This window comes from Bacillus cereus group sp. Sample62 (genome assembly GCF_036851315.1).
Taxonomy (GTDB): Bacteria; Bacillota; Bacilli; order Bacillales; family Bacillaceae_G; genus Bacillus_A; species Bacillus_A wiedmannii.
The window spans coordinates 540,001-560,696 of record NZ_JAFLPK010000001.1 but is presented as its reverse complement, the minus strand read 5'-3'; the positions used below and the strand labels follow the sequence as shown (position 1 = coordinate 560,696).

The window sequence follows — 20,696 nt, the reverse complement described above, 5'->3', positions numbered from 1 at the left end:
TAAATAAAACCCATTCGTATGAAATATACTTTTCATACGAATGGGTTTTTTACTCTATTATATAGTGTTGTAAACATGCTTTCTCCTCAAAACCTACTTTCTTGTACAACTTCATAGCACCATCATTATTCGTATTCAAACATAGTTCTATCTCTCTCATGCCTTGGAAGGAGAAAATATATTGAATTGCACCTTGTAATAACCGCTCTCCGACACCTTTTCTTCTACTATTTTCAGTGGTTGCAATAAATTCAATATGCGCTTCGTGAAAATCCGGATTTACTTCAACATATACATAACCTTCTAACTTATCATTCTTCATACTTACAAATAATTTATTCGTATCACCTAAACGTTCAATGATTTCATTTCCTTCATAATATGTATGTGGGAAAACATGATTATGTAAAGAGATAAACTGCTCAAATACTGGTGGTGAAATTTCTTCTATATTACATATAACACGTTGTCCCACAATATTATTTAAAATGAGAATACTATGTCGATCTTGTTCTTTAGCATGTAAATCCTTCATTAAACGAGCACAATTATTATTTTCCACATGATAAAAACCATAAAATTTTTCAATATGAAAAGGTACCTTTTCTATAAGTTCCTTCCACATATGTACAGCAACTTCTTCCCAATTCTCTGCTTTAATAAAAGGTCCCCATATTTCTGCACATTTCTTTACTTCATCCACATCAAATCCTAATACACCTATTAAGTCATTATTCTCATAAGTAGCAACAAAAGATTGTTCCCAGCCTATATCTGAAAAATCATGAATAATTGTTTGTAACAACTCCTCTTTCTCATCTCCACAATAGCCAACATGATGAGTAGCATCTTTATTCATACTTGCAATAAATGATGCAATCTCATCAATTTTTAAAATAGAACTAACATGCATAACCTCTCCTCCTTTCCTAGTATATTTACACTTTTTCCATTCATATCCTTCTCACATAAAAAGAAGTTATCATAAGCACATTTCAAAATGAAATTGCTATGATAACTTCTTTATAAAAATCATATAATAAGATAAAACGTTATTTATTTTTTAAATATATTTCTTCTAAACACAAACATACTAAGTGCAGATAAAACTAATGCCAGGCCACCAAATAAAGATACATTATTTTCTTGTCCACCTGTTGCTGCTAAAGATTTTTCACTTTCTTCTTTCTTCTTGCTACCTTGTTTATCTGACACATTTTCTTTCGCTGCTTGCTTCACTATTTCCTGTGCTTGCACCGCTTCATTCTTCTGAACAGTAGCTGTTCCTAATTCATTTGAGCCTTCTGGTTTGTTTATGCTTTCATCCTCTGTTACAAGTTCACTTACCTCTTCTTTTGGCTTCTCTATTTCTGCCTCTGGCTTACTTGGCTCTTCTTTCGGCTTTTCTACTTCTGCCTCTGGTTTATTTAGTTCTTCCTTCGGCTTCTCTACTTCTGCCTCTGGTTTATTTGCTTCTTCTTTCGGCTTCTCTACTTCTGCCTCTGGTTTATTTGCTTCTTCTTTCGGCTTCTCTACTTCTGCCCCTGGCTTACTTGGCTCTTCTTTCGGCTTCTCTACTTCTGCCTCTGGTTTATTTGTTTCTTCTTTCGGCTTTTCTACTTCTGCCTCTGGCTTACTTGGCTCTTCTTTCGGCTTCTCTACTTCTGCCTCTGGTTTATTTGCTTCTTCTTTCGGCTTTTCTACTTCTGCCTCTGGTTTATTTGCTTCTTCTTTCGGCTTTTCTACTTCTGCCTCTGGTTTACTTTCTTCTTTTGGCTTCTCTACTTCTGCCTCTGGTTTATTTGTTTCTTCCTTCGGCTTCTCTACTTCTGCCTCTGGTTTATTTGCTTCTTCTTTTTCTGACGACTCAATTTTTTCTACAATATTTTGAGTTACTTCACCGCTGAACCATATGCCAAGCCCATAATAACTCGTTCCATCGAAAGCAAACTCATATTTTTTCTCTCCTGGAGTACTCCACACAATTGTACCCTCTTCGTCATTGATTGTTCCGCCTTCACTTTTCAGTGTAATATCCTCAAGAGGATTATCTTCCACATCATGAACAGGAATTTTCACTACTTGATTCACTTGAGCATCTTCTAGCACAATTTTTTGTCTTCTAATATCAATTGTAATAAACTGTGATAATTGAATAATTGGTTTTATATCACGAATTTCATTTCCTGCTAGCTTTAATTTATATAACTCTGTCATGGAACTCAAAGTCGTTATATCTTTAATTAGGTTATCTGATAAATCTAACAACCTTAATTCTTTAGCTTTAGTTAACGGCGTTATATCAACTATTTTATTACCTTTAATTTCTAATTCATCCATTTTAACTATCCCACTAATAGCTTCCAAGCTACTAATATCATTATTATTTATTATTAGTATCCCTAAATTTTTAAATTCCTGAATTCCTTGCAGAGATTCATTATTAATTTTATTAGCTGAAGCATTTAACTTTTTCAGCGAATTTAATGTAAATAATGGTTTTATATTTTGGATATTATTGTTGCTTATATTTAGTGCCTCAATCTTTCCTAACTTAGCTAACGATTCTAAATTTTCTATTTTATTATTTGCTAAATTAACGGACTTCAAGCTTTTCAAATTCGAGATAAAATCTATGTTTTTTAACCCGAATTTTTCTAAGCTCAGATTCTCTAAATTTTCCATATACTCTAATCCAGATAAATCTTTTATTCCACTCTTCTCTCCATCAGTAATCTTTAATGTTTTAACCTTTAATAAATCTCCTTTCGTGATAGGAGTACTCAAATCTGTTCTACCTAAACTATGTTTATTAATATTCTCTCGCAGCTTTTTATCCGGAATAACACTTAAATCTTTTTGCTCCGCAACTATTTTTTGAATAACTGTTCCATTAAAACTTACTTGATTTTCTGAAGAACCTATTTCTAAATTGAACTCATATGTTTTCTCTCCGGGACTGTCCCATTTTACGAAACCATTATTATATGTTCCACCCTCACTTACCCATTTAATATTTTGAAGAGGTTTACCATTTAAATCGTATATAGGCATCTTGATATCTTCATTTGCTATTCCTTCACTTAAAAAGACTTTTTGTCTGTGAACTTTAACTACAAAACGATTTCCAAAATCTTGAATAGGTCTTACATCGGAAATTTCATTTGCATTTAAGTTAAGTTCGTATAAATTAGTTAGTTCACTAAGTGGTGATACATCAGAAATATAATTCTCTTCTAAATCAAGTGATTGTAAGTTTTTCAGTTTAGCTAACGGTGTAATGTCCCTAATTTCTGCATCGCTCACTGCAAGCTGAGTAAGCCTCTCCATTTTACTAATAGATTCCAGATTAGTAATGTTATTATTTCCAATCCATAATTCCTTTACCTTATTTAACTGTTCAATTCCTGTTACATCACTAATATTATTATTAGCTACATACAACTTACCTAGAGATGACATTGTAAATAATGGTTTAATATCTTCAATCTTATTACCGACTAAATCTAATGACCTCACCTTTTTCAAGTTACTTAATGGATTTAAATCAATAATTTTATTATCTCTTAAAGAAAGAGATTGAATTTTATTCAGCCCAGCAATTGGCTCTATGTTTCCAATTCGATTAGAGAAAAGATCTAAAGACTTCAAATTCTTCAAATTAGCAATTGGCGATAAATCACTCACTTCAGATTCATGTAATCTAAAGGTTTCCAAATTTATCATATGCTCTAAACCGGCTAAATTATTAATACCTTTCCCAGCATATACCGCTAGTTCTTTAATTTGTAGTGCATCGGCTTTCGTTATTGGTGCATGTATATCTTTTCGACCTAAAGCATTTTGATTAATGTATTGTTGTAATTTTTTATCCACTACTATATTTTTTGTCTCTTCTTTTTGTTCTTCTTTATTTTCTTTTTGTTCTTCCTGAACATGATTTTCTATGTTTGTAGTATTTACTTCAAATTGCACTTGATATTTCTCATTATATCCCATTGTCGGAATATAAATATGCATTTGCATATTATATCTTTTTCCTAATTCTCCTACTTCAAACTGAATCACTTTCGTTCCATTTTTCTTTTTATCTTCTGATATTACTTTTACATCATGAAACACACCAGGAGTATGAATATCTTCTGTTTTCAAATATTTGAAGAAATCACTATCACTTAACGTTGCCGTTACAATTTTCTTTCCATTCTCAATCGTTAACTTAGGATCCTTTATATAAACAGCTGCCATAGACTCCTCATTCGTTTTATCTTTATATGCTTTCATAACAGAATCATATGTACCATCTTCTAAAGCATAGCCCTTTTTATTAGCCTCAATTGCTACTGCCGCTAAAGCAGGCGTTGAATACGTGGCAAATGGAAGTGATAACGCCGCAGCGATAATCATCGCATTTATATGTTTTCTTTTATTTTTTTTCAACTTTACATCTCCTCCAAAATATATAAATCTAAATGTAATCATATCTCGAATAAATGATAATGATTTTCATTATCATTGTCAACTAAAAAAATAAAAAGTTTACAAAAAAATAACCCCTTTTTAAGGGGGTTATGCCATTTTTTCTCCGGTTTCTTCTTTAAAAAAGCTCTTCATCGCATGGAATACGTCTGCTTTTTGCTTTAAAATATAATATCTAAAATTCTCATCTTTAATATTTTTATAGGCTGACATGAGGGTACTATGGCGGTTGTACTGATTCACTTCCCCATACCCAAACATATTACACTTCTTCATTAATTCTTCAACAAGTTTTACACATCTAGCATTATCTGAAGTTAAATTATCACCGTCTGAAAAATGGAATGGATAAATATTATAGCGATCTGGTGAGTATTTATTATCAATTAGCTCAAGTGCTTTTTTATATACAGAAGAACATATCGTTCCGCCACTTTCTCCTTTTGAGAAAAACTCTTCCTCTGGAACTACTTTTGCCTCCGTATGATGGGCAATAAACTCAATATCTACTGTTTCATACTTCGTTCGTAGAAATCGCGTCATCCAGAAAAAGAAGCTACGTGCCATATATTTCTCCCATATTCCCATCGATCCACTCGTATCCATCATCGCTAATACAACAGCTTTTGAATCTGGCTTTAATACTTCATTCCAAGTACGGAACTTTAAATCTTCTTGGTGAATCGGATGAAAAGATGCTTTACCACGCATCGCATTTCGTTTATATGCGGATATCATCGTTCGTTTCTTATCGATATTTCCCCATAATCCAGTCTTTCTAATGTCATTAAATTCAACATGTTCAATCCGGTTTTCATCTATTTCTTTTCTCTTTAAATTAGGCAGCTCTAACTCTTTGAAAAATGCTTGCTCTAATTCTAAAATAGAGACTTCAGCTTCATAATAATCTTCTCCAGCCGCGTCCCCTGCTCCTTGCCCTTTTCCTGGTCCTTTTTGCTTTTGACCACCTGATCCATCTCTCGCAACGACATCACCAACTTTGCTGTCACCATTTCCTTGCCCAACGTGTTTGTTTTTATCATAATTGTACCTAATCTTATATTCATCTAAAGAACGAATCGGTATTTTTACAACATCCTTACCATTAGACATAACTATGCTTTCTTCTGTTACAAGATCGGGTAAATTATTCTTAATTGCCTCTTGTACTTTTTCTTGATGGCGTTGTTGGTCGTCATATCCTTTGCGATGGAGGGACCAGTTTTCCTGTGAAATCGTATAATTTGGTTGGTTTTCTTCACCCATTTCTTTCCCTCCTTACTGTAATTGTCTTCCCCTATGAACAGTAAGCTAGAAATTTTGTTTTATACTGTGCAAGCTAGAATGAAAGATAACTGCCCATCGAAATTCATCCCATAAACATATATAACGTTTTTCATATAATACTCCGAGCATCCTAAACAAAATTTTGCCACTCACATACTAGAAATAAAAATTCAGCCGTTGATAAGAAAGAAACACAATGCATAGTTGCACACATTTACACTTTGCAACATATTGTATTGTGTTGGCTTTTTTCGTATGAATGGTTGGTTACTCTATCATATGCATATTGTAAAAATAATTGACAATAAATTCATGAAATTGCATCTTAATTTATTACATTTGGACAAGGTATGACACTTTACACATATAAATGGATAATAAAACGCTGTCCCGCAAAATACAAGAGACAGCGTTTTGTTATCAAACTATCGGTTTAGCAGACTACCTACATAGCGTAATAATTCATTCGCAGATGAAGAATTATAGCCGTGCTCATCAATTAAGCGTGCAACAACATCATTGATTTTCTTAAGCTGATTTTCGTCTGGCGTTTTCGTTGATGTTGTAATTTTCACTATATCTTTTAAATCAGCAAATAGTTTTTTCTGAATCGCTTCGCGAAGACGCTCATGTGAATTATAATCAAAGCGTTTTCCTTTACGCGCATAAGCAGAAATGCGAATTAAAATTTCTTCACGGAATGCTTTCTTAGCATTTTCTGAAATTCCAATTTGCTCCTCAATTGAGCGCATTAGCTTTTCATCTGGACTCATTTCTTCACCTGTTAATGGATCACGTAATTTCGATTTATTGCAATATGCTTCAACGTTATCTAAGTAATTATCCATAAGTGTCTTCGCTGATTCTTCATATGAATACACGAATGCTTTTTGTACTTCTTTCTTCGCAATTTCATCATATTCTTTTCTCGCTAATGAGATGAAATTCATATAACGCTCTCGATCTTCATTACTAATTGACGGATGCTGATCCAACCCGTCTTTGAGCGATCTAAGTACATCTAATGCGTTAATAGATGGTACCTCTTTTCGAATAATTGTAGAGGAAATTCGGTTAATAACATAACGAGGATCAATACCTCTCATACCTTCATCTTGATATTCACGTTGCAGCTCCTCTACATCAATCGCATTATAACCTTCTACCGTTTCTCCATCATATAAACGCATCTTTTTAATTAAATCAATATCTGGACGCTTCGGATCTTTTAAACGAGTTAAAATCGTAAACATTGCTGCAACGCGAAGTGTGTGTGGTGCAATATGAACATTGGATACATCACTTTCACGAATCATTTTTTCATAAATATGTTCTTCTTCACTCACTCGTAAATTGTATGGAACTGGCATTACAATAATTCTCGAGTGCAATGCTTCATTTTTCTTGTTTGCTATGAAGGAACGATACTCCGTTTCATTCGTATGCGCTACAATTAATTCATCTGCTGAAATAAGCGCAAATCTTCCCGCTTTGAAATTCCCTTCTTGCGTAAGCGATAATAAATGCCATAAAAACTTCTCGTCGCATTTTAACATCTCTTGGAATTCCATCATCCCACGGTTTGCCTTATTCAATTCTCCATCGAAGCGATACGCTCGTGGATCTGATTCTGAACCATATTCTGCGATTGTTGAAAAGTCCAGACTACCTGTTAAATCGGCGATATCTTGTGATTTAGGATCAGACGGGCTAAATGTACCAATCCCTGTACGGCGATCTTCCGAGAAGAAAATACGCTCTACAACTACATCCTCAATTCTTGAACCATATTCTTGCTCTAGACGCATTACGTTTAGTGGCGATAAATTCCCTTCAATTCTAACTCCATATTCACCAAAGAAATCATCCCGTAAATGATGCGGAATTAAATGAAGTGGATCTTCATGCATTGGGCAACCTTTAATTGCAAAAATTGCTCCTCGATCTGTTCGTGAATATGTTTCTAATCCTCTTTTCAACATCGTAACTAATGTTGATTTCCCTCCACTAACAGGACCCATTAATAATAAAATACGTTTTCTAACATCTAATCGTTTTGCAGATGGATGAAAATATTCCTCCACAAGACGTTCTAAAGCATCCTCTAATCCAAATAGCTGATTACTAAAGAAGTTATACTTTCTTCTACCATCTACTTCTTCGATTCCAGCATCTTTTATCATATTGTAAATGCGAGAGTGTGCTGTTTGAGCCACCCATGGTCTTTCCTTCACAAGCTCTAAATACTCCGCAAACGTACCTTCCCATTGTAACCGTTCTTCTGCTGCTCGATGCTGTTCAATCTTTTTTAGAATATCCATTATAGCTCCTCCCCCATCTCCTTGTTCAATCGGATTATTATAAAAGGTATGCTAGGATGTCCTTAAACATTCTTTAAATCAAAATGAAATATACAGTAGTGCTATAAAATTCTCTCCAAAATTCAAAGAAAATTCTGTATAATATAGGTATTAAAGTTTTTACACCTCTATTCATTTTAAATAAATTCTTTTCTTCCAAGAACCTTACATACATTTTGATTCATATTTAAGACTCATAAACTGAAAAAATAGGAGGATATTAGTATGAAATTATTATTAATTTTAGGTGTATCACTCACATTTCTTACAGCTATTTTTACATCTGGTTACAATGATAAACCCGGTACACATAAAAAGTGATGTGCTTCTTAGCACATCACTTTTTTTATCAATCATTTATAATACACATTTTCCACATCATATTTTGATAAAGGTCGGCTATAATAATAACCTTGCACAAACTTCACATTCTTTTCCTTCAAAAATTGTATTTGTTCCGCTTTTTCTACTCCTTCTGCAATTACATTCAATTCCAAAGTATGAGCTAAATGAATAATTGCAGCTGTAATATTCGTATCACGTTCATCCACATGTATACCTTCCATAAAAGAACGATCGATTTTCAACGTATCAATTGGATACGTTTTTAAATAACTTAAAGATGAATATCCCGTCCCAAAATCATCTAAATGAATCTTTAAATTTTGTTCTTTTAATTGTAGCAATACCCTTTTCGATATGTCTTTATGCATAAGGGCTCCTTCTGTAACCTCTATCGCTAATAGGTGAGCTGGTACATTGTACTTATGTAAAGCCCGTGTAATCATCTCTATTAATGTAATCGAGCGAAAGTGCCTGGCTGAAATATTAACTGCAATCGGGACAACTTCATATCCTTTATTTAACCATTCACGTATTTGCCGACACACTTCATTTACTACCCATTCATCAAGCTTAATAATAAATCCTGTTCTTTCTGCTAGCGGAATAAATTGATTGGGAGAGACAAATCCCAATTCTTTATTCTCCCACCTTATTAAAGCTTCCATACTCACTATTTTTTTCGTTTCAATATTCATTTGTGGCTGATAATACAAGCAGAATTCATTTTTTTCTATAGCACGATGCAATTGGTTTTCTATTATAAATCTTTGTTCACGCTCACAATCTAATCCACTGCAATAAAAATGATAATGCCCTTTTCCTTTTTCTTTTGCTTTTTCCAAAGTAGCATCAACTCTTTGGAATAATATTTTTTCATCCTCTCCATCTGTTGGAGCCATTACAATTCCGATTGATGCACTTAAATAAACGTCCTCTTCTTCGATTACAAAATGTTCACTAATCTTTTTTAGTATGCCTTTTGCAACTATCTCTACATGTTCTCTCGTTATATTTTCTATTAACATAACAAATTGATCATCGTGTTCTCTAAACAAGTGCATACCGTCTATTTGAAGACCGCTTAAACATTCTGTAACTTTTTGTAATACTTTATCTCCTTCTTTATGACCAAAAGTATCATTAATAAGGTGAAATTCATCTAAATCTATAAAAACAAGCGCAAACTCTGTATTATCATTTAAAAAAACATTTAACTTATTTGTACATGAAATTCTATTCATTAATCCTGTTAATTGGTCATAATAAGCTAAATATTCTGTTCGCATTTCATTCAATATTTGCCTTGTAACATCCCTCGTGACAATATATACCCCAACAATTTCGCCATTCACAATAATCGGAATAGTTCTCAAAGAAATATAGAGCTCGTACCCTTCTTTATGAACATATTTCTTTGAAACAATTTGTTTTGCTCTTCCTTGCAGAGCTCCTTTAAATATAATTTGAACATCTTTTTCATATTCTTTATTAATAAATTCAAAAATAAATTTATTATGTAATTCTTCATATCGATATCCAAATATTTCATACGTTGCTGGATTTGCATATGTAATTCTACCTATAGAATCCATAGATATAATGGAGTCATTATTATATTCTAATAACGACTTAAACAACATTTGTTTTTCCTCTATCTCTGCCTTTTCTTCAATCTGAGCTGTGATATCCCTCGTAATACAAATAATAAACTGACATACTCCTTCTTCGTCGAATACAGGATTAAGTGAAGATTCATAATGTAACTCACCCTTTGGTAAACTAACTACATCACAAAAGGTATGTGCTTTCGCTTCGCTCGCTACTTTTGCATATTGCACTTGCAATATTTCCGCCGTATCTTCTGATAATACTTCAGCAAACGTTTTTCCGTAACATTCTTCGCTTAGCTTCGCATAATCCATACCTATCTTATTTACATAAATATATTTAAAGGTTTCATCATCAATAACTTTCACAATAAATACTAAATCTTGAATAGCATGTAATAGTCCTCTTCTTATTAAATCCATATCTATCATACTTAAAAAGGTATTTTGATTATTATATTGTTCCTTCATATTTATCTCAACCCGTCTAATCTATTTTTATTCATATATCCCATTCTATATGAATATGTACCCTTTTTTAAATGTATGATTACATATTATTTTTATATTTAGAAAAAAAGTCGCCATATGGCGACTTTTAATAAACAATTTCTAAATCTAATCCCGGATAATTTTGTTGACGGAATGCTTCATAAATTAAAATAGCTGCTGTATTAGATAAATTTAATGAGCGCACCTTATCAGTCATTGGAATACGTAAACAATGATCGAAATTTTCTTCGATTACATTAGCTGGTAAGCCGTTTGTTTCTCTTCCAAATACAAAATAGTAATCCTTCTCACGTTTGCTATAATCAAATGCTGTATGAGCTTTCTCGCCATACTTTGTTAAATAGAAGAATTCACCGTCTTTATTTTTCTCATAAAATTCTTCAATTGAATCATAGTACGTAACCTTCACGTGCTGCCAATAATCTAATCCTGCACGCTTTAACATTTTATCATCCGTTGAAAATCCAAGCGGTCTAATCAAATGTAATTCTGTTCCAGTTGCTGCACAAGTACGAGCAATATTCCCTGTATTTGCTGGAATTTCTGGTTGATATAAAACAACATGTACTCCCACGCGATATTCACCTCTGTTTTTTGTCTACTACGTATTATACCACTTGAGCGAAAAATCTCTACCCATTAATAATGTGAAAGAATTTATATTTCATTTGTGGTGTATATTTACTAGAATCTTCATAGTTCCAATAACGCCGACGGCTATTCGCTGAATGTGCATTTACAAGTGGCATACCATCTGCGTCTTTGGCTACTACAATCGTCGTATGATTCCACCTACCATCATCCTCGAAATCATAAGCAATGACATCACCAAGAATAAGGTCCTCTGGCCTTTCTACTGCTTCTGCTCGAAGCCCTGTTGTAGCACCTGACAAATACCAATAAAAAGAGTGTGCGACAGCCCAGCTCCAACTCCACTGATTCTCCCTTTGCCACCATCCTTTACGAATATTAGGGTATCCATTCATTGGTACTTCTCCAGTATGAAGACATTGGGAAATAAAATTCGTACAATTATCAGGGAAATTACGATATACAGGGTTTCGATCATCCCACCAACGCTCTGCATATTTAACTGCCTCTAAACGGTTATACTGATAAGAACCATACTTCTCTTTTATAACTTCTCTTTCTAACGTCTCACTCATTCCAACTGCTTCTGGCACTTCAATAGCATAATCACCTATTACCCGGCTATTATTTAAACAAACTCTTCGCTTTAGTTGTTCCTCTTCAATATAAAATAATTCTTTATGCTTAATTAAATATTTAAAATGTATTTGATAATCAATTTCTTGATGATTGCTATTATTTAATTGTCTCATGAAAGAAACGTCCGCAGTTGCTTTCACTATCTCTGCATTACGCTTTTGAAACAATTGTTTCTTTCTCTGTGCTATTTGTAATAAATCTTCAGCAATACCATCTACATTTATTCGTTTCTCTGTTACATATGCTAAAAATTGTTGTACTTGCTTTTCAATATTTATTTTTACAACCATTTCGTCTCCCTCCCATATTACAATATGAAAAAGGGAGATATTATCTACTCTTTTTTCTGAGCTAATAATTCAAGTCCGCGATTCATTTCATGAAGAACCTCTTCATCTTTCTCACGTTGCATCGCTTTTTCAATAGCTTCGCCCACGCCATCTCCACCAATTTTCCCAAGTGCCCATGCTGCTGTTCCGCGAAGTACTGGTCTTGGATCGTCTTTCATAACACCAATTAAATCTGGAATTGCTGATGCCTCTTTAAAATGCGCGAGTGCCAAAATTGCATTTCGTTGCAACGGCTTTTTACCTCTCCATGAACCAGACATAATTCCATATTTCTCTTTAAAATCACGATTACTAATTGTTAAAAGTGGTGTTAATAACGGCTTAACTAACTCAGGATCTGGTTCCATCTCAGGGTGGTTATGAAAATCCATTCCTTTATTTTTCGGACAAACAGTCTGACATGTATCACATCCATAAATACGATTACCTATTTTTTCGCGATATTCTTCCGGTAGGAACCCTTTCGTCTGTGTTAAAAATGCAATACATTTCTTCGAGTCTAACTGTCCTCCTTGTATTAAAGCGCCTGTAGGACAAACATCAATACATTTTGTACAACTTCCACATTGATCTTCTATCGGCTGATCTGGTGGGAAGGGAACGTTTGTAATTATTTCTCCTAAATATACATACGAACCAAATTCAGGTGTAATAATAGCGCAATTCTTACCACTCCATCCAATGCCGGCACGCTCCGAAACAGCTCGATCACTTAATTCACCCGTATCAACCATTGACTTAACTTCTATATCGGGAAGTTTTTCGATTAAATATGCTTCTAATTTTTGCAAACGATCTCGTAAAACAAGATGATAATCTTGTCCCCAAGAGGCACGACAAAAAATACCGCGGCGTTCTCCGCGCTTACTTAATGGTGCATTTTTTAATTTTGAAGGATACGCTAATGCAATCGCAATAATTGATTTTGCACCAGGTAGTAGAAGCTGTGGGTTCGTTCTCTTTTCTATATCAGACTCTTCAAATCCCGATTGATAATTTAATTGTTGTTGCTGGATTAAGCGCTGCTTTAATTCCTCAAATGGTGAAGCACTAGCAAAGCCTATTTTATCTATACCAATTGTTTTACTATATGCAATGACATCTTGCTTTAATTGTTCAAAATCCATTCCTAATCGCCTCCTCAGATGAAACTATCCCATATGTAACGACTATATTGGTTAGCAATTCACTTTTGGAATACTATTCTTTACTTCTATTTTCGCATACAATTATATTTTTCAAACATTAAAAAACGCAATGCCTCGTTTATCTTAGAAACGAAACACTGCGTTGATAACAATTTATAGAAAAACATTTAATAAAATTTGGAGCGGGTGAAGAGAATCGAACTCTCGACCAGAGCTTGGAAGGCTCTTGTTTTACCACTAAACTACACCCGCAAATATGAAATAAATATAAGATATTAGAATAACTTATGTAAGGTAGTATAGCATGTAAAAAAAACGTAAGCAAGAATTTTATCGAAAAAAGTCGAAAAAGTGATGAGTAGCTCATCACTTTTTCAATTCTTTATCAATCGCCTTCTTCATACTATCGAAATCAGGGTTTGCAAGATTTCCGTTGACATATACTGAAGGAGCACCTTGAACTTTTAATTTTTGAGCGCGATCTGAATCTTTACGTACCTTTTCTTTCATTTCTTTACTGTGTAAATCTTTCTTAAATTGTTCTACATCAACTTTCGGAAGCTTCTCTTTCACAATGTTAAGAAGTAATTCTTCTGTAATCCACTCTTCCGTGTCTTTCTTTTGACTTTGATAAATCTCATCATAGAAAATCCAGAATGAATCTTGATCTTGTTTATAAATTGCTTCACCAGCTGCTGCGCCTAAATCAGAGTCTTTTCCGATAAACGGGAAGTTAATAAAATATAACTGCACTTTACCTTTATCAATATACTCTTCTTTTAATCGTGGTAATACTGTTACATCCCAAGTACGACAAGCAGGACATTTGAAGTCTCCAAATTCTACTACCTTAACTGGTGCATCATCTTTCCCTAAAGATTGTTGTGTAGAATAAGCAAACATCTCATTCCCTTTATCTTTTTTGTCATTTATGATGCTATACGCAATTGTTCCGATTACAATCAATACTGCGATAGAAAAAACTATACCAAGAGCCATGAGTTTATTTGATTTCATATACATTCCTCTTTAAATTCATATTCTGTATACAGCATTGTACACAATACACATAATATCAACACTTATATACGTCACGCAATGAACACGCTCACATAAATTACAAAAATACAATAATTGTGACGATATTGTGTCACAATTTGTCACAATTTATTCAAAAAAAGAAGCTCCTATGTAGGAACTTCCTTTAGCTTACTGCTTTTTCACGTGCATTATTTAACATCGACTGCTCTGTTTTTATATCATGACGAATTACTAATTTCTCACTAACTGCTTGCACATACTCATCATGATTGATGTAGCCTTCCTTCTCCATCAATCTCAAAACGACATTTCGTCTCTCTACGGCCTTATCATAATTTTGTGCAGGTGAGTAATAAGCAGGTGCTTTTACTACAGCAGCCATCATTGCACTTTCAGCCAGCGTTAATTGGTCCACCTTTTTACCGAAGTAAAGGTTTGCCGCTTTTTCAATTCCCCATGCTCCTTCTCCGTAATAAATATTACTTACATACAATTTTAAAATTTCATCCTTCGTAAATGTACGTTCAATTTTTTTCGTATAGAAAATCTCTTTCCACTTACGAGAAAATGTACGTTCATTCGTTAAAAAAGCATTTTTGGATAACTGCTGTGTAATTGTGCTTCCGCCTTGTACAACACCACCAGCCTTTATATTCTCAACAGACGCTCTGACAATCGCTATATAATCTAAACCATTATGATGATAAAACCTTTTATCTTCTGTCGCAATAAATGCATGTGTTAATGATTCTGGCACCTCTAACTTAGCCGGTACATGTAATTTACTAATATCACTTTGCTCGATCATTACATTTCCAATGAATAATAACGTACAACTTAACAATAATAATAAAATAATGGCTTTATAAAAGAATTTAGTCATTGGATTTAATGCAACTTTTTGATGATAGTTCACCCTAGATAATACTCGTTCTTTCATCTTGAACACCTCTTTTCCACACAGCGTATAACTCTTACTTTAAGAATACCTTGTTGTAAAAAAACATCCCATCGATTTCTCTTACACGTACCTTACATCATTGTAAGGTATAAAAAAGTATTGTATCACAGTCTTTTTTTATCTACTATTCATCTGAAATATTGAATATAGATTATGCTAAACCAATAGCAGAGTATACCTTAAGCCTATACTTCCCTATTAAAACACCCTATTTTCATTATATCATCTACAAATATATATATATTTGTAAGTATCTAGTAATCTAAATGTATACAATATATCATACATTATATAGAACAAACGTTCTAAAATTCAACACTAGTACTATTATTATTTTGACCTTTTTCTTAAACAGTATACAAAAAAGAGTAGTGATTTGATTGTATCTCAAATCGGCTACTCTTTTCTTTACAATCTACCTATTAAATTATATGGCTGCACTTCCCACGTTTCGTACGGAATACAATGTGTTGCTCTCATCGCATCAAGCGTTCTGGATTTCATATGAGGACGCGTTATGTACTCATCTATGTTCTCTTCATTTAAAGCAACAAATTTAGCCTCTTGTATTTCTTCAGGCTGAATTTGTATTTCACCGCTCACGTATGCCACTTTAAAAACAACACCTAGAATGTGCATGGAAGCATTATAATAAACTCCTGTAATACCGATAGGCTTCACCGTTAATCCTGTTTCCTCTTTTATTTCCCTACAAACAGCTTGATCGAGCGCTTCTCCTTCTTCCACCTGTCCTCCTGGCAACTCCCACGTATCCGATCGCCAATGTACTTTAGCTAATAACACTTCGTCTTTTTCATTTGTTAAATAACCTGCTACAGCAACGATATGCTTTGGTGTTTCATGTTCCATATTAAGCCTCCTAGCAATAATGAATATTTCACATATCCCTATAAGCATATTCCCTGTCTAAAACAAAATACCTTTACTAATTCATCCTCTTAATTAACTTCATGAAAAAAAGCCCCTATTCGTTAAATGAACAGGGACTTCTATCGTATTATTCTCCTAAGTCTACGTTGTGGTAAACTTGTTGCACATCTTCTAGATCTTCTAATGCATCAACCATTTTTTCAAATTGTACTTGAGCATCTTCAGGAAGTTCTACATCACTTTGTGCAAGCATTGTTAATTCTGCAACTGTGAATTCTTCAACACCAGCATCTTTAAGTGCAGATTGTACGGAATGGAATTGATCAGGTTCAGCATACACGATAACAGAATCTTCTTCTTCTAGAATGTCACGTGCATCAACATCTGCTTCCATTAAAATTTCAAGAACTTCATCTGATGTTTTACCTTCAAGACCGATAACAGCTGTCGCATCAAACATGTAAGCTACAGAACCGTTTACACCCATGTTACCACTGTTTTTGCTAAATGCAGCTCGTACATCTGCTGCAGTACGGTTTACGTTATTTGTAAGTGTATCTACAATTACCATAGATCCGTTTGGTCCGAATCCTTCATAACGAAGCTCGTCATAATTTTCTTCTGAACCGCCTTTTGCCTTTTCAACTGCACGATCAATAATTGTTCTTGGTACGTTGTATGTTTTCGCACGTTCTAATACAACTCTAAGCGCTTGGTTTGATTCTGGATCTGGCTCGCCTTGTTTTGCTGCCACATAAATCTCACGTCCAAATTTCGCGTATATACGGCTTGTATTTGCATCTTTTGATGCTTTTTTTTCTTTAATATTATTCCATTTACGACCCATACTTTCCACTCTCTTTCCCGTTTTAAATCTACATAAAAATATTAATATAAAATATAATGTGTATTCAACACATTTTTAAAAGAAATATAAAAAGTTCATTTTCGATTCATATTACAGACATAATATAAATTACTATCATTTTGTTCTATCCGCAAGTTATATTATACATGAATTCCTACGTTTATTACGAATTTTAGAATCAGGTAACATAATTTAACAAAAAAGACTCTAACATTTCTGTTAGAGTCTTTTTACATCACCGATTCCCATAATATTTCCTTAATTACTTTCTATTGCTGTATAATTAAAATAGGAAAAAATTTGAAAAAGATAGGGGAGAGTAATTATGACACATTCAAATGAGAAAAAAGCACATGGTCTTAAAGGGATTGGAGAAAAGCTAAACCCAACTATCTATCAGGTGAGATTCATGAAATTAGATGAACCAATTCAATTTGAGTCGTTTCCTCAATTAAAGGAATTAGGGGATTGGCTGAGTACTTCAACGCACATGTGGGCGTGCCACTCAACTATTTACAAGTACAACAAAGAAGAGTTTAAAAAGAGATTTTTAGAAATTACAAACTTAACCGTTGATAACGTACTAATATCTATTGGTGCTGTCGGATTTAACTTCATGTCACCGAGGTGGAAAAATTCTCTCTAGAGTGCTCGAAGGGAATATTGTATATACAATATTTTGCTGGAATTTTATAGAATACCACAATTAAAAGGATAAAAATGAATGTTTGTTTTTATCCTTTTAATGTTTCGCAGTTTACTCACTGTACACTTTTTGTGCTTATTTTGTCATGTAATGAAAAGAAAACACAAAAAAACTCTATACTAATTGTATAGAGTTTTTTACGCTGTTCATGATACCGATGGTCGGGGTCGAACCGACACTCCCGAAGGAACACGATTTTGAGTCGTGCGCGTCTGCCAATTCCGCCACATCGGCACAAAAGAAAGGCGGCAACCGGATTTGAACCGGTGGTAAAGGTTTTGCAGACCTCTGCCTTACCACTTGGCTATGCCGCCATGTTAAATTTTATTGGAGCGGAAGACGGGATTCGAACCCGCGACCCCAACCTTGGCAAGGTTGTATTCTACCACTGAACTACTTCCGCAAAAATGGCTGGGCTAGCTGGATTCGAACCAGCGCATGACGGAGTCAAAGTCCGTTGCCTTACCGCTTGGCTATAGCCCATCGAATTCTTACTTAATTATATGTAAGTATCAATTAGATTATTTGTAATTTTAAAAATAAAAATGGGGCGACTGATGGGAATCGAACCCACGAATGCCGGAGCCACAATCCGGTGCGTTAACCACTTCGCCACAACCGCCATGTTGTGTAAATATATTTGGCAGGGGCAGTAGGAATCGAACCCACACTGGAGGTTTTGGAGACCTCAGTTCTACCTTTAAACTATGCCCCTATGTAAATGGTGGAGGGGGGCAGATTCGAACTGCCGAACCCGAAGGAGCGGATTTACAGTCCGCCGCGTTTAGCCACTTCGCTACCCCTCCGAAACTTACATGGTGCCGGCTAGAGGACTTGAACCCCCAACCTACTGATTACAAGTCAGTTGCTCTACCAATTGAGCTAAGCCGGCGTATATTATTAAGATAAATGGTGGCTCGGGACGGAATCGAACCGCCGACACGAGGATTTTCAGTCCTCTGCTCTACCGACTGAGCTACCGAGCCTTATTAAAATGGCGGTCCCGACCGGGGTCGAACCGGCGATCTCCTGCGTGACAGGCAGGCATGTTAACCACTACACCACGGGACCATTTGGTTGCGGGGACAGGATTTGAACCTGCGACCTTCGGGTTATGAGCCCGACGAGCTACCGTGCTGCTCCACCCCGCGACAATACTATTTATATAATTTATATGGTGGAGGATGACGGGATCGAACCGCCGACCCCCTGCTTGTAAGGCAGGTGCTCTCCCAGCTGAGCTAATCCTCCAAAGTGGTGACCCGTACGGGATTCGAACCCGTGTTACCGCCGTGAAAGGGCGGTGTCTTAACCACTTGACCAACGGGCCAAATATTATAAATCCTATGGCGGAGAGCAAGGGATTCGAACCCTTGATACGCTTGTGACGTATACACGATTTCCAATCGTGCTCCTTCGGCCAACTCGGACAGCTCTCCAATGGCTCCGCAGGTAGGAATCGAACCTACGACCGATCGGTTAACAGCCGATAGCTCTACCGCTGAGCTACTGCGGAATAATATTGCCTGGCAACGTCCTACTCTCACAGGGACAAGGTCCCAACTACCATCGGCGCTAGAGAGCTTAACTTCCGTGTTCGGTATGGGAACGGGTGTGACCTCTCTGCCATCATTACCAGACATTATTCTTTTGAGACAATCATTATTATAACTTATTTTCTTTAAAAGTCAACAAGTTTTTTTATGTTCTCTCAAAACTAGATAACATTGCTTCATATTATATGGTTAAGTCCTCGATCTATTAGTATTCGTCAGCTCCACATGTCACCATGCTTCCACCTCGAACCTATCAACCTGATCATCTTTCAGGGATCTTACTAGCTTACGCTATGGGAAATCTCATCTTGAGGGGGGCTTCATGCTTAGATGCTTTCAGCACTTATCCCTTCCGCACATAGCTACCCAGCTATGCCCTTGGCAGAACAACTGGTACACCAGCGGTGCGTCCATCCCGGTCCTCTCGTACTAAGGACAGCTCCTCTCAAATTTCCTACGCCCACGACGGATAGGGACCGAACTGTCTCACGACGTTCTGAACCCAGCTCGCGTACCGCTTTAATGGGCGAACAGCCCAACCCTTGGGACCGACTACAGCCCCAGGATGCGATGAGCCGACATCGAGGTGCCAAACCTCCCCGTCGATGTGGACTCTTGGGGGAGATAAGCCTGTTATCCCCGGGGTAGCTTTTATCCGTTGAGCGATGGCCCTTCCATGCGGAACCACCGGATCACTAAGCCCGACTTTCGTCCCTGCTCGACTTGTAGGTCTCGCAGTCAAGCTCCCTTATGCCTTTGCACTCTACGAATGATTTCCAACCATTCTGAGGGAACCTTTGGGCGCCTCCGTTACACTTTAGGAGGCGACCGCCCCAGTCAAACTGCCCACCTGACACTGTCTCCCGGGTCGATAAGACCCGTAGGTTAGAATTTCAATACATTCAGGGCGGTATCCCACCAGCGCCTCCACCGAAGCTAGCGCTCCGGTTTCAATGGCTCCCGCCTATCCTGTACAAAATGTACCAAAATTCAATATCAGGCTACAGTAAAGCTCCACGGGGTCTTTCCGTCCTGTCGCGGGTAACCTGCATCTTCACAGGTACTATAATTTCACCGAGTCTCTGGTTGAGACAGTGCCCAAATCGTTACACCTTTCGTGCGGGTCGGAACTTACCCGACAAGGAATTTCGCTACCTTAGGACCGTTATAGTTACGGCCGCCGTTTACTGGGGCTTCAGTTCAGAGCTTCGCTTACGCTAACCCCTCTCCTTAACCTTCCAGCACCGGGCAGGTGTCAGCCCCTATACTTCGCCTTACGGCTTCGCAGAGACCTGTGTTTTTGCTAAACAGTCGCTTGGGCCTATTCACTGCGGCTTTCCGTTAAGAAAGCACC

At 35.9% G+C, this 20,696-nt stretch carries 13 protein-coding genes, 16 tRNA genes and 2 rRNA genes (1 of these 31 running past the window's edge); 1 reads left to right on the top strand and 30 read right to left on the bottom strand.

The window, feature by feature from the left end; genetic code table 11:
* Positions 1-49: 49 nt before the first annotated feature.
* From J0835_RS02880 to J0835_RS02820, 13 genes are all read right to left on the bottom strand, one after another.
* Positions 50-913, bottom strand: coding sequence for a GNAT family N-acetyltransferase (locus J0835_RS02880; RefSeq protein WP_087979360.1), 864 nt, complete (start codon positions 911-913; stop codon positions 50-52).
* Between the two features lie 143 nt (positions 914-1,056).
* Complete coding sequence (locus J0835_RS02875) at positions 1,057-4,440, bottom strand: leucine-rich repeat domain-containing protein (protein WP_087979359.1); 3,384 nt, start codon at positions 4,438-4,440, stop codon at positions 1,057-1,059.
* A 129-nt stretch (positions 4,441-4,569) separates the two neighbouring features.
* Entirely contained in the window at positions 4,570-5,745 is a 1,176-nt protein-coding gene (gene yhbH, locus J0835_RS02870) for a sporulation protein YhbH (RefSeq protein ID WP_046957378.1), read from the bottom strand.
* Between the two features lie 446 nt (positions 5,746-6,191).
* Positions 6,192-8,087, bottom strand: coding sequence for a PrkA family serine protein kinase (locus tag J0835_RS02865; RefSeq protein WP_000353275.1), 1,896 nt, complete (start codon positions 8,085-8,087; stop codon positions 6,192-6,194).
* A gap of 392 nt (positions 8,088-8,479) precedes the next feature.
* Positions 8,480-10,549 (bottom strand): sensor domain-containing protein, encoded by a 2,070-nt coding sequence (locus tag J0835_RS02860; RefSeq protein WP_087979358.1) that lies wholly within the window; start codon positions 10,547-10,549, stop codon positions 8,480-8,482.
* Between the two features lie 127 nt (positions 10,550-10,676).
* Positions 10,677-11,165: a tRNA (uridine(34)/cytosine(34)/5-carboxymethylaminomethyluridine(34)-2'-O)-methyltransferase TrmL gene (gene trmL, locus J0835_RS02855; RefSeq protein ID WP_000538149.1), complete on the bottom strand. Its 489-nt coding sequence runs from the start codon at positions 11,163-11,165 to the stop codon at positions 10,677-10,679.
* A 58-nt stretch (positions 11,166-11,223) separates the two neighbouring features.
* The gene (locus J0835_RS02850; protein ID WP_087979357.1) at positions 11,224-12,111 is read right to left on the bottom strand and encodes an amidase domain-containing protein; all 888 of its coding nucleotides are present in this window, start codon (positions 12,109-12,111) and stop codon (positions 11,224-11,226) included.
* A 44-nt stretch (positions 12,112-12,155) separates the two neighbouring features.
* Positions 12,156-13,298, bottom strand: coding sequence for a tRNA epoxyqueuosine(34) reductase QueG (gene queG, locus J0835_RS02845; protein ID WP_087979356.1), 1,143 nt, complete (start codon positions 13,296-13,298; stop codon positions 12,156-12,158).
* Between the two features lie 199 nt (positions 13,299-13,497).
* A tRNA-Gly gene (locus tag J0835_RS02840) sits at positions 13,498-13,571 on the bottom strand.
* Between the two features lie 114 nt (positions 13,572-13,685).
* Positions 13,686-14,336 carry a DsbA family protein gene (locus J0835_RS02835; protein ID WP_087979355.1) on the bottom strand — a complete coding sequence of 217 codons (651 nt, stop codon included), beginning with the start codon at positions 14,334-14,336 and terminating at the stop codon, positions 13,686-13,688.
* Between the two features lie 187 nt (positions 14,337-14,523).
* Entirely contained in the window at positions 14,524-15,300 is a 777-nt protein-coding gene (locus J0835_RS02830) for a transglycosylase domain-containing protein (RefSeq protein ID WP_087979354.1), read from the bottom strand.
* A 429-nt stretch (positions 15,301-15,729) separates the two neighbouring features.
* Positions 15,730-16,191 (bottom strand): NUDIX hydrolase, encoded by a 462-nt coding sequence (locus tag J0835_RS02825; RefSeq protein WP_048541851.1) that lies wholly within the window; start codon positions 16,189-16,191, stop codon positions 15,730-15,732.
* A gap of 148 nt (positions 16,192-16,339) precedes the next feature.
* Complete coding sequence (locus J0835_RS02820) at positions 16,340-17,059, bottom strand: YebC/PmpR family DNA-binding transcriptional regulator (protein ID WP_000532975.1); 720 nt, start codon at positions 17,057-17,059, stop codon at positions 16,340-16,342.
* A 346-nt stretch (positions 17,060-17,405) separates the two neighbouring features.
* Between J0835_RS02820 and J0835_RS02815 the strand changes: the two genes are divergently transcribed.
* On the top strand, positions 17,406-17,726 hold the full coding sequence (locus tag J0835_RS02815) for a DUF3884 family protein (RefSeq protein WP_087979353.1): 321 nt from the start codon (positions 17,406-17,408) through the stop codon (positions 17,724-17,726).
* 212 nt (positions 17,727-17,938) lie between these two features.
* On the opposite strand, the gene J0835_RS02810 is transcribed toward J0835_RS02815, so the two are convergent.
* The 17 genes from J0835_RS02810 to J0835_RS02730 form a co-directional block, all read right to left on the bottom strand.
* A tRNA-Leu gene (locus tag J0835_RS02810) sits at positions 17,939-18,020 on the bottom strand.
* 9 nt (positions 18,021-18,029) lie between these two features.
* Positions 18,030-18,100: transfer RNA gene (locus J0835_RS02805), tRNA-Cys, on the bottom strand.
* Between the two features lie 14 nt (positions 18,101-18,114).
* Positions 18,115-18,189 (bottom strand) — tRNA-Gly (locus J0835_RS02800).
* A 5-nt stretch (positions 18,190-18,194) separates the two neighbouring features.
* Positions 18,195-18,269: transfer RNA gene (locus tag J0835_RS02795), tRNA-Gln, on the bottom strand.
* Between the two features lie 63 nt (positions 18,270-18,332).
* A tRNA-His gene (locus J0835_RS02790) sits at positions 18,333-18,408 on the bottom strand.
* A 19-nt stretch (positions 18,409-18,427) separates the two neighbouring features.
* Positions 18,428-18,501 (bottom strand) — tRNA-Trp (locus tag J0835_RS02785).
* A 7-nt stretch (positions 18,502-18,508) separates the two neighbouring features.
* A tRNA-Tyr gene (locus tag J0835_RS02780) sits at positions 18,509-18,592 on the bottom strand.
* Between the two features lie 10 nt (positions 18,593-18,602).
* Positions 18,603-18,678, bottom strand: a tRNA-Thr gene (locus J0835_RS02775).
* 18 nt (positions 18,679-18,696) lie between these two features.
* Positions 18,697-18,772: transfer RNA gene (locus J0835_RS02770), tRNA-Phe, on the bottom strand.
* A 9-nt stretch (positions 18,773-18,781) separates the two neighbouring features.
* Positions 18,782-18,857 (bottom strand) — tRNA-Asp (locus J0835_RS02765).
* Positions 18,858-18,860: 3 nt separating this feature from the next.
* A tRNA-Met gene (locus J0835_RS02760) sits at positions 18,861-18,937 on the bottom strand.
* A gap of 24 nt (positions 18,938-18,961) precedes the next feature.
* Positions 18,962-19,037, bottom strand: a tRNA-Val gene (locus J0835_RS02755).
* Between the two features lie 4 nt (positions 19,038-19,041).
* A tRNA-Glu gene (locus tag J0835_RS02750) sits at positions 19,042-19,116 on the bottom strand.
* A gap of 17 nt (positions 19,117-19,133) precedes the next feature.
* Positions 19,134-19,225, bottom strand: a tRNA-Ser gene (locus tag J0835_RS02745).
* Positions 19,226-19,227: 2 nt separating this feature from the next.
* Positions 19,228-19,302: transfer RNA gene (locus J0835_RS02740), tRNA-Asn, on the bottom strand.
* A gap of 8 nt (positions 19,303-19,310) precedes the next feature.
* Positions 19,311-19,426: ribosomal RNA gene (rrf, locus tag J0835_RS02735) — 5S ribosomal RNA — on the bottom strand.
* 101 nt (positions 19,427-19,527) lie between these two features.
* Positions 19,528-20,696: ribosomal RNA gene (locus J0835_RS02730) — 23S ribosomal RNA — on the bottom strand; it runs 1,753 nt beyond the window's last position.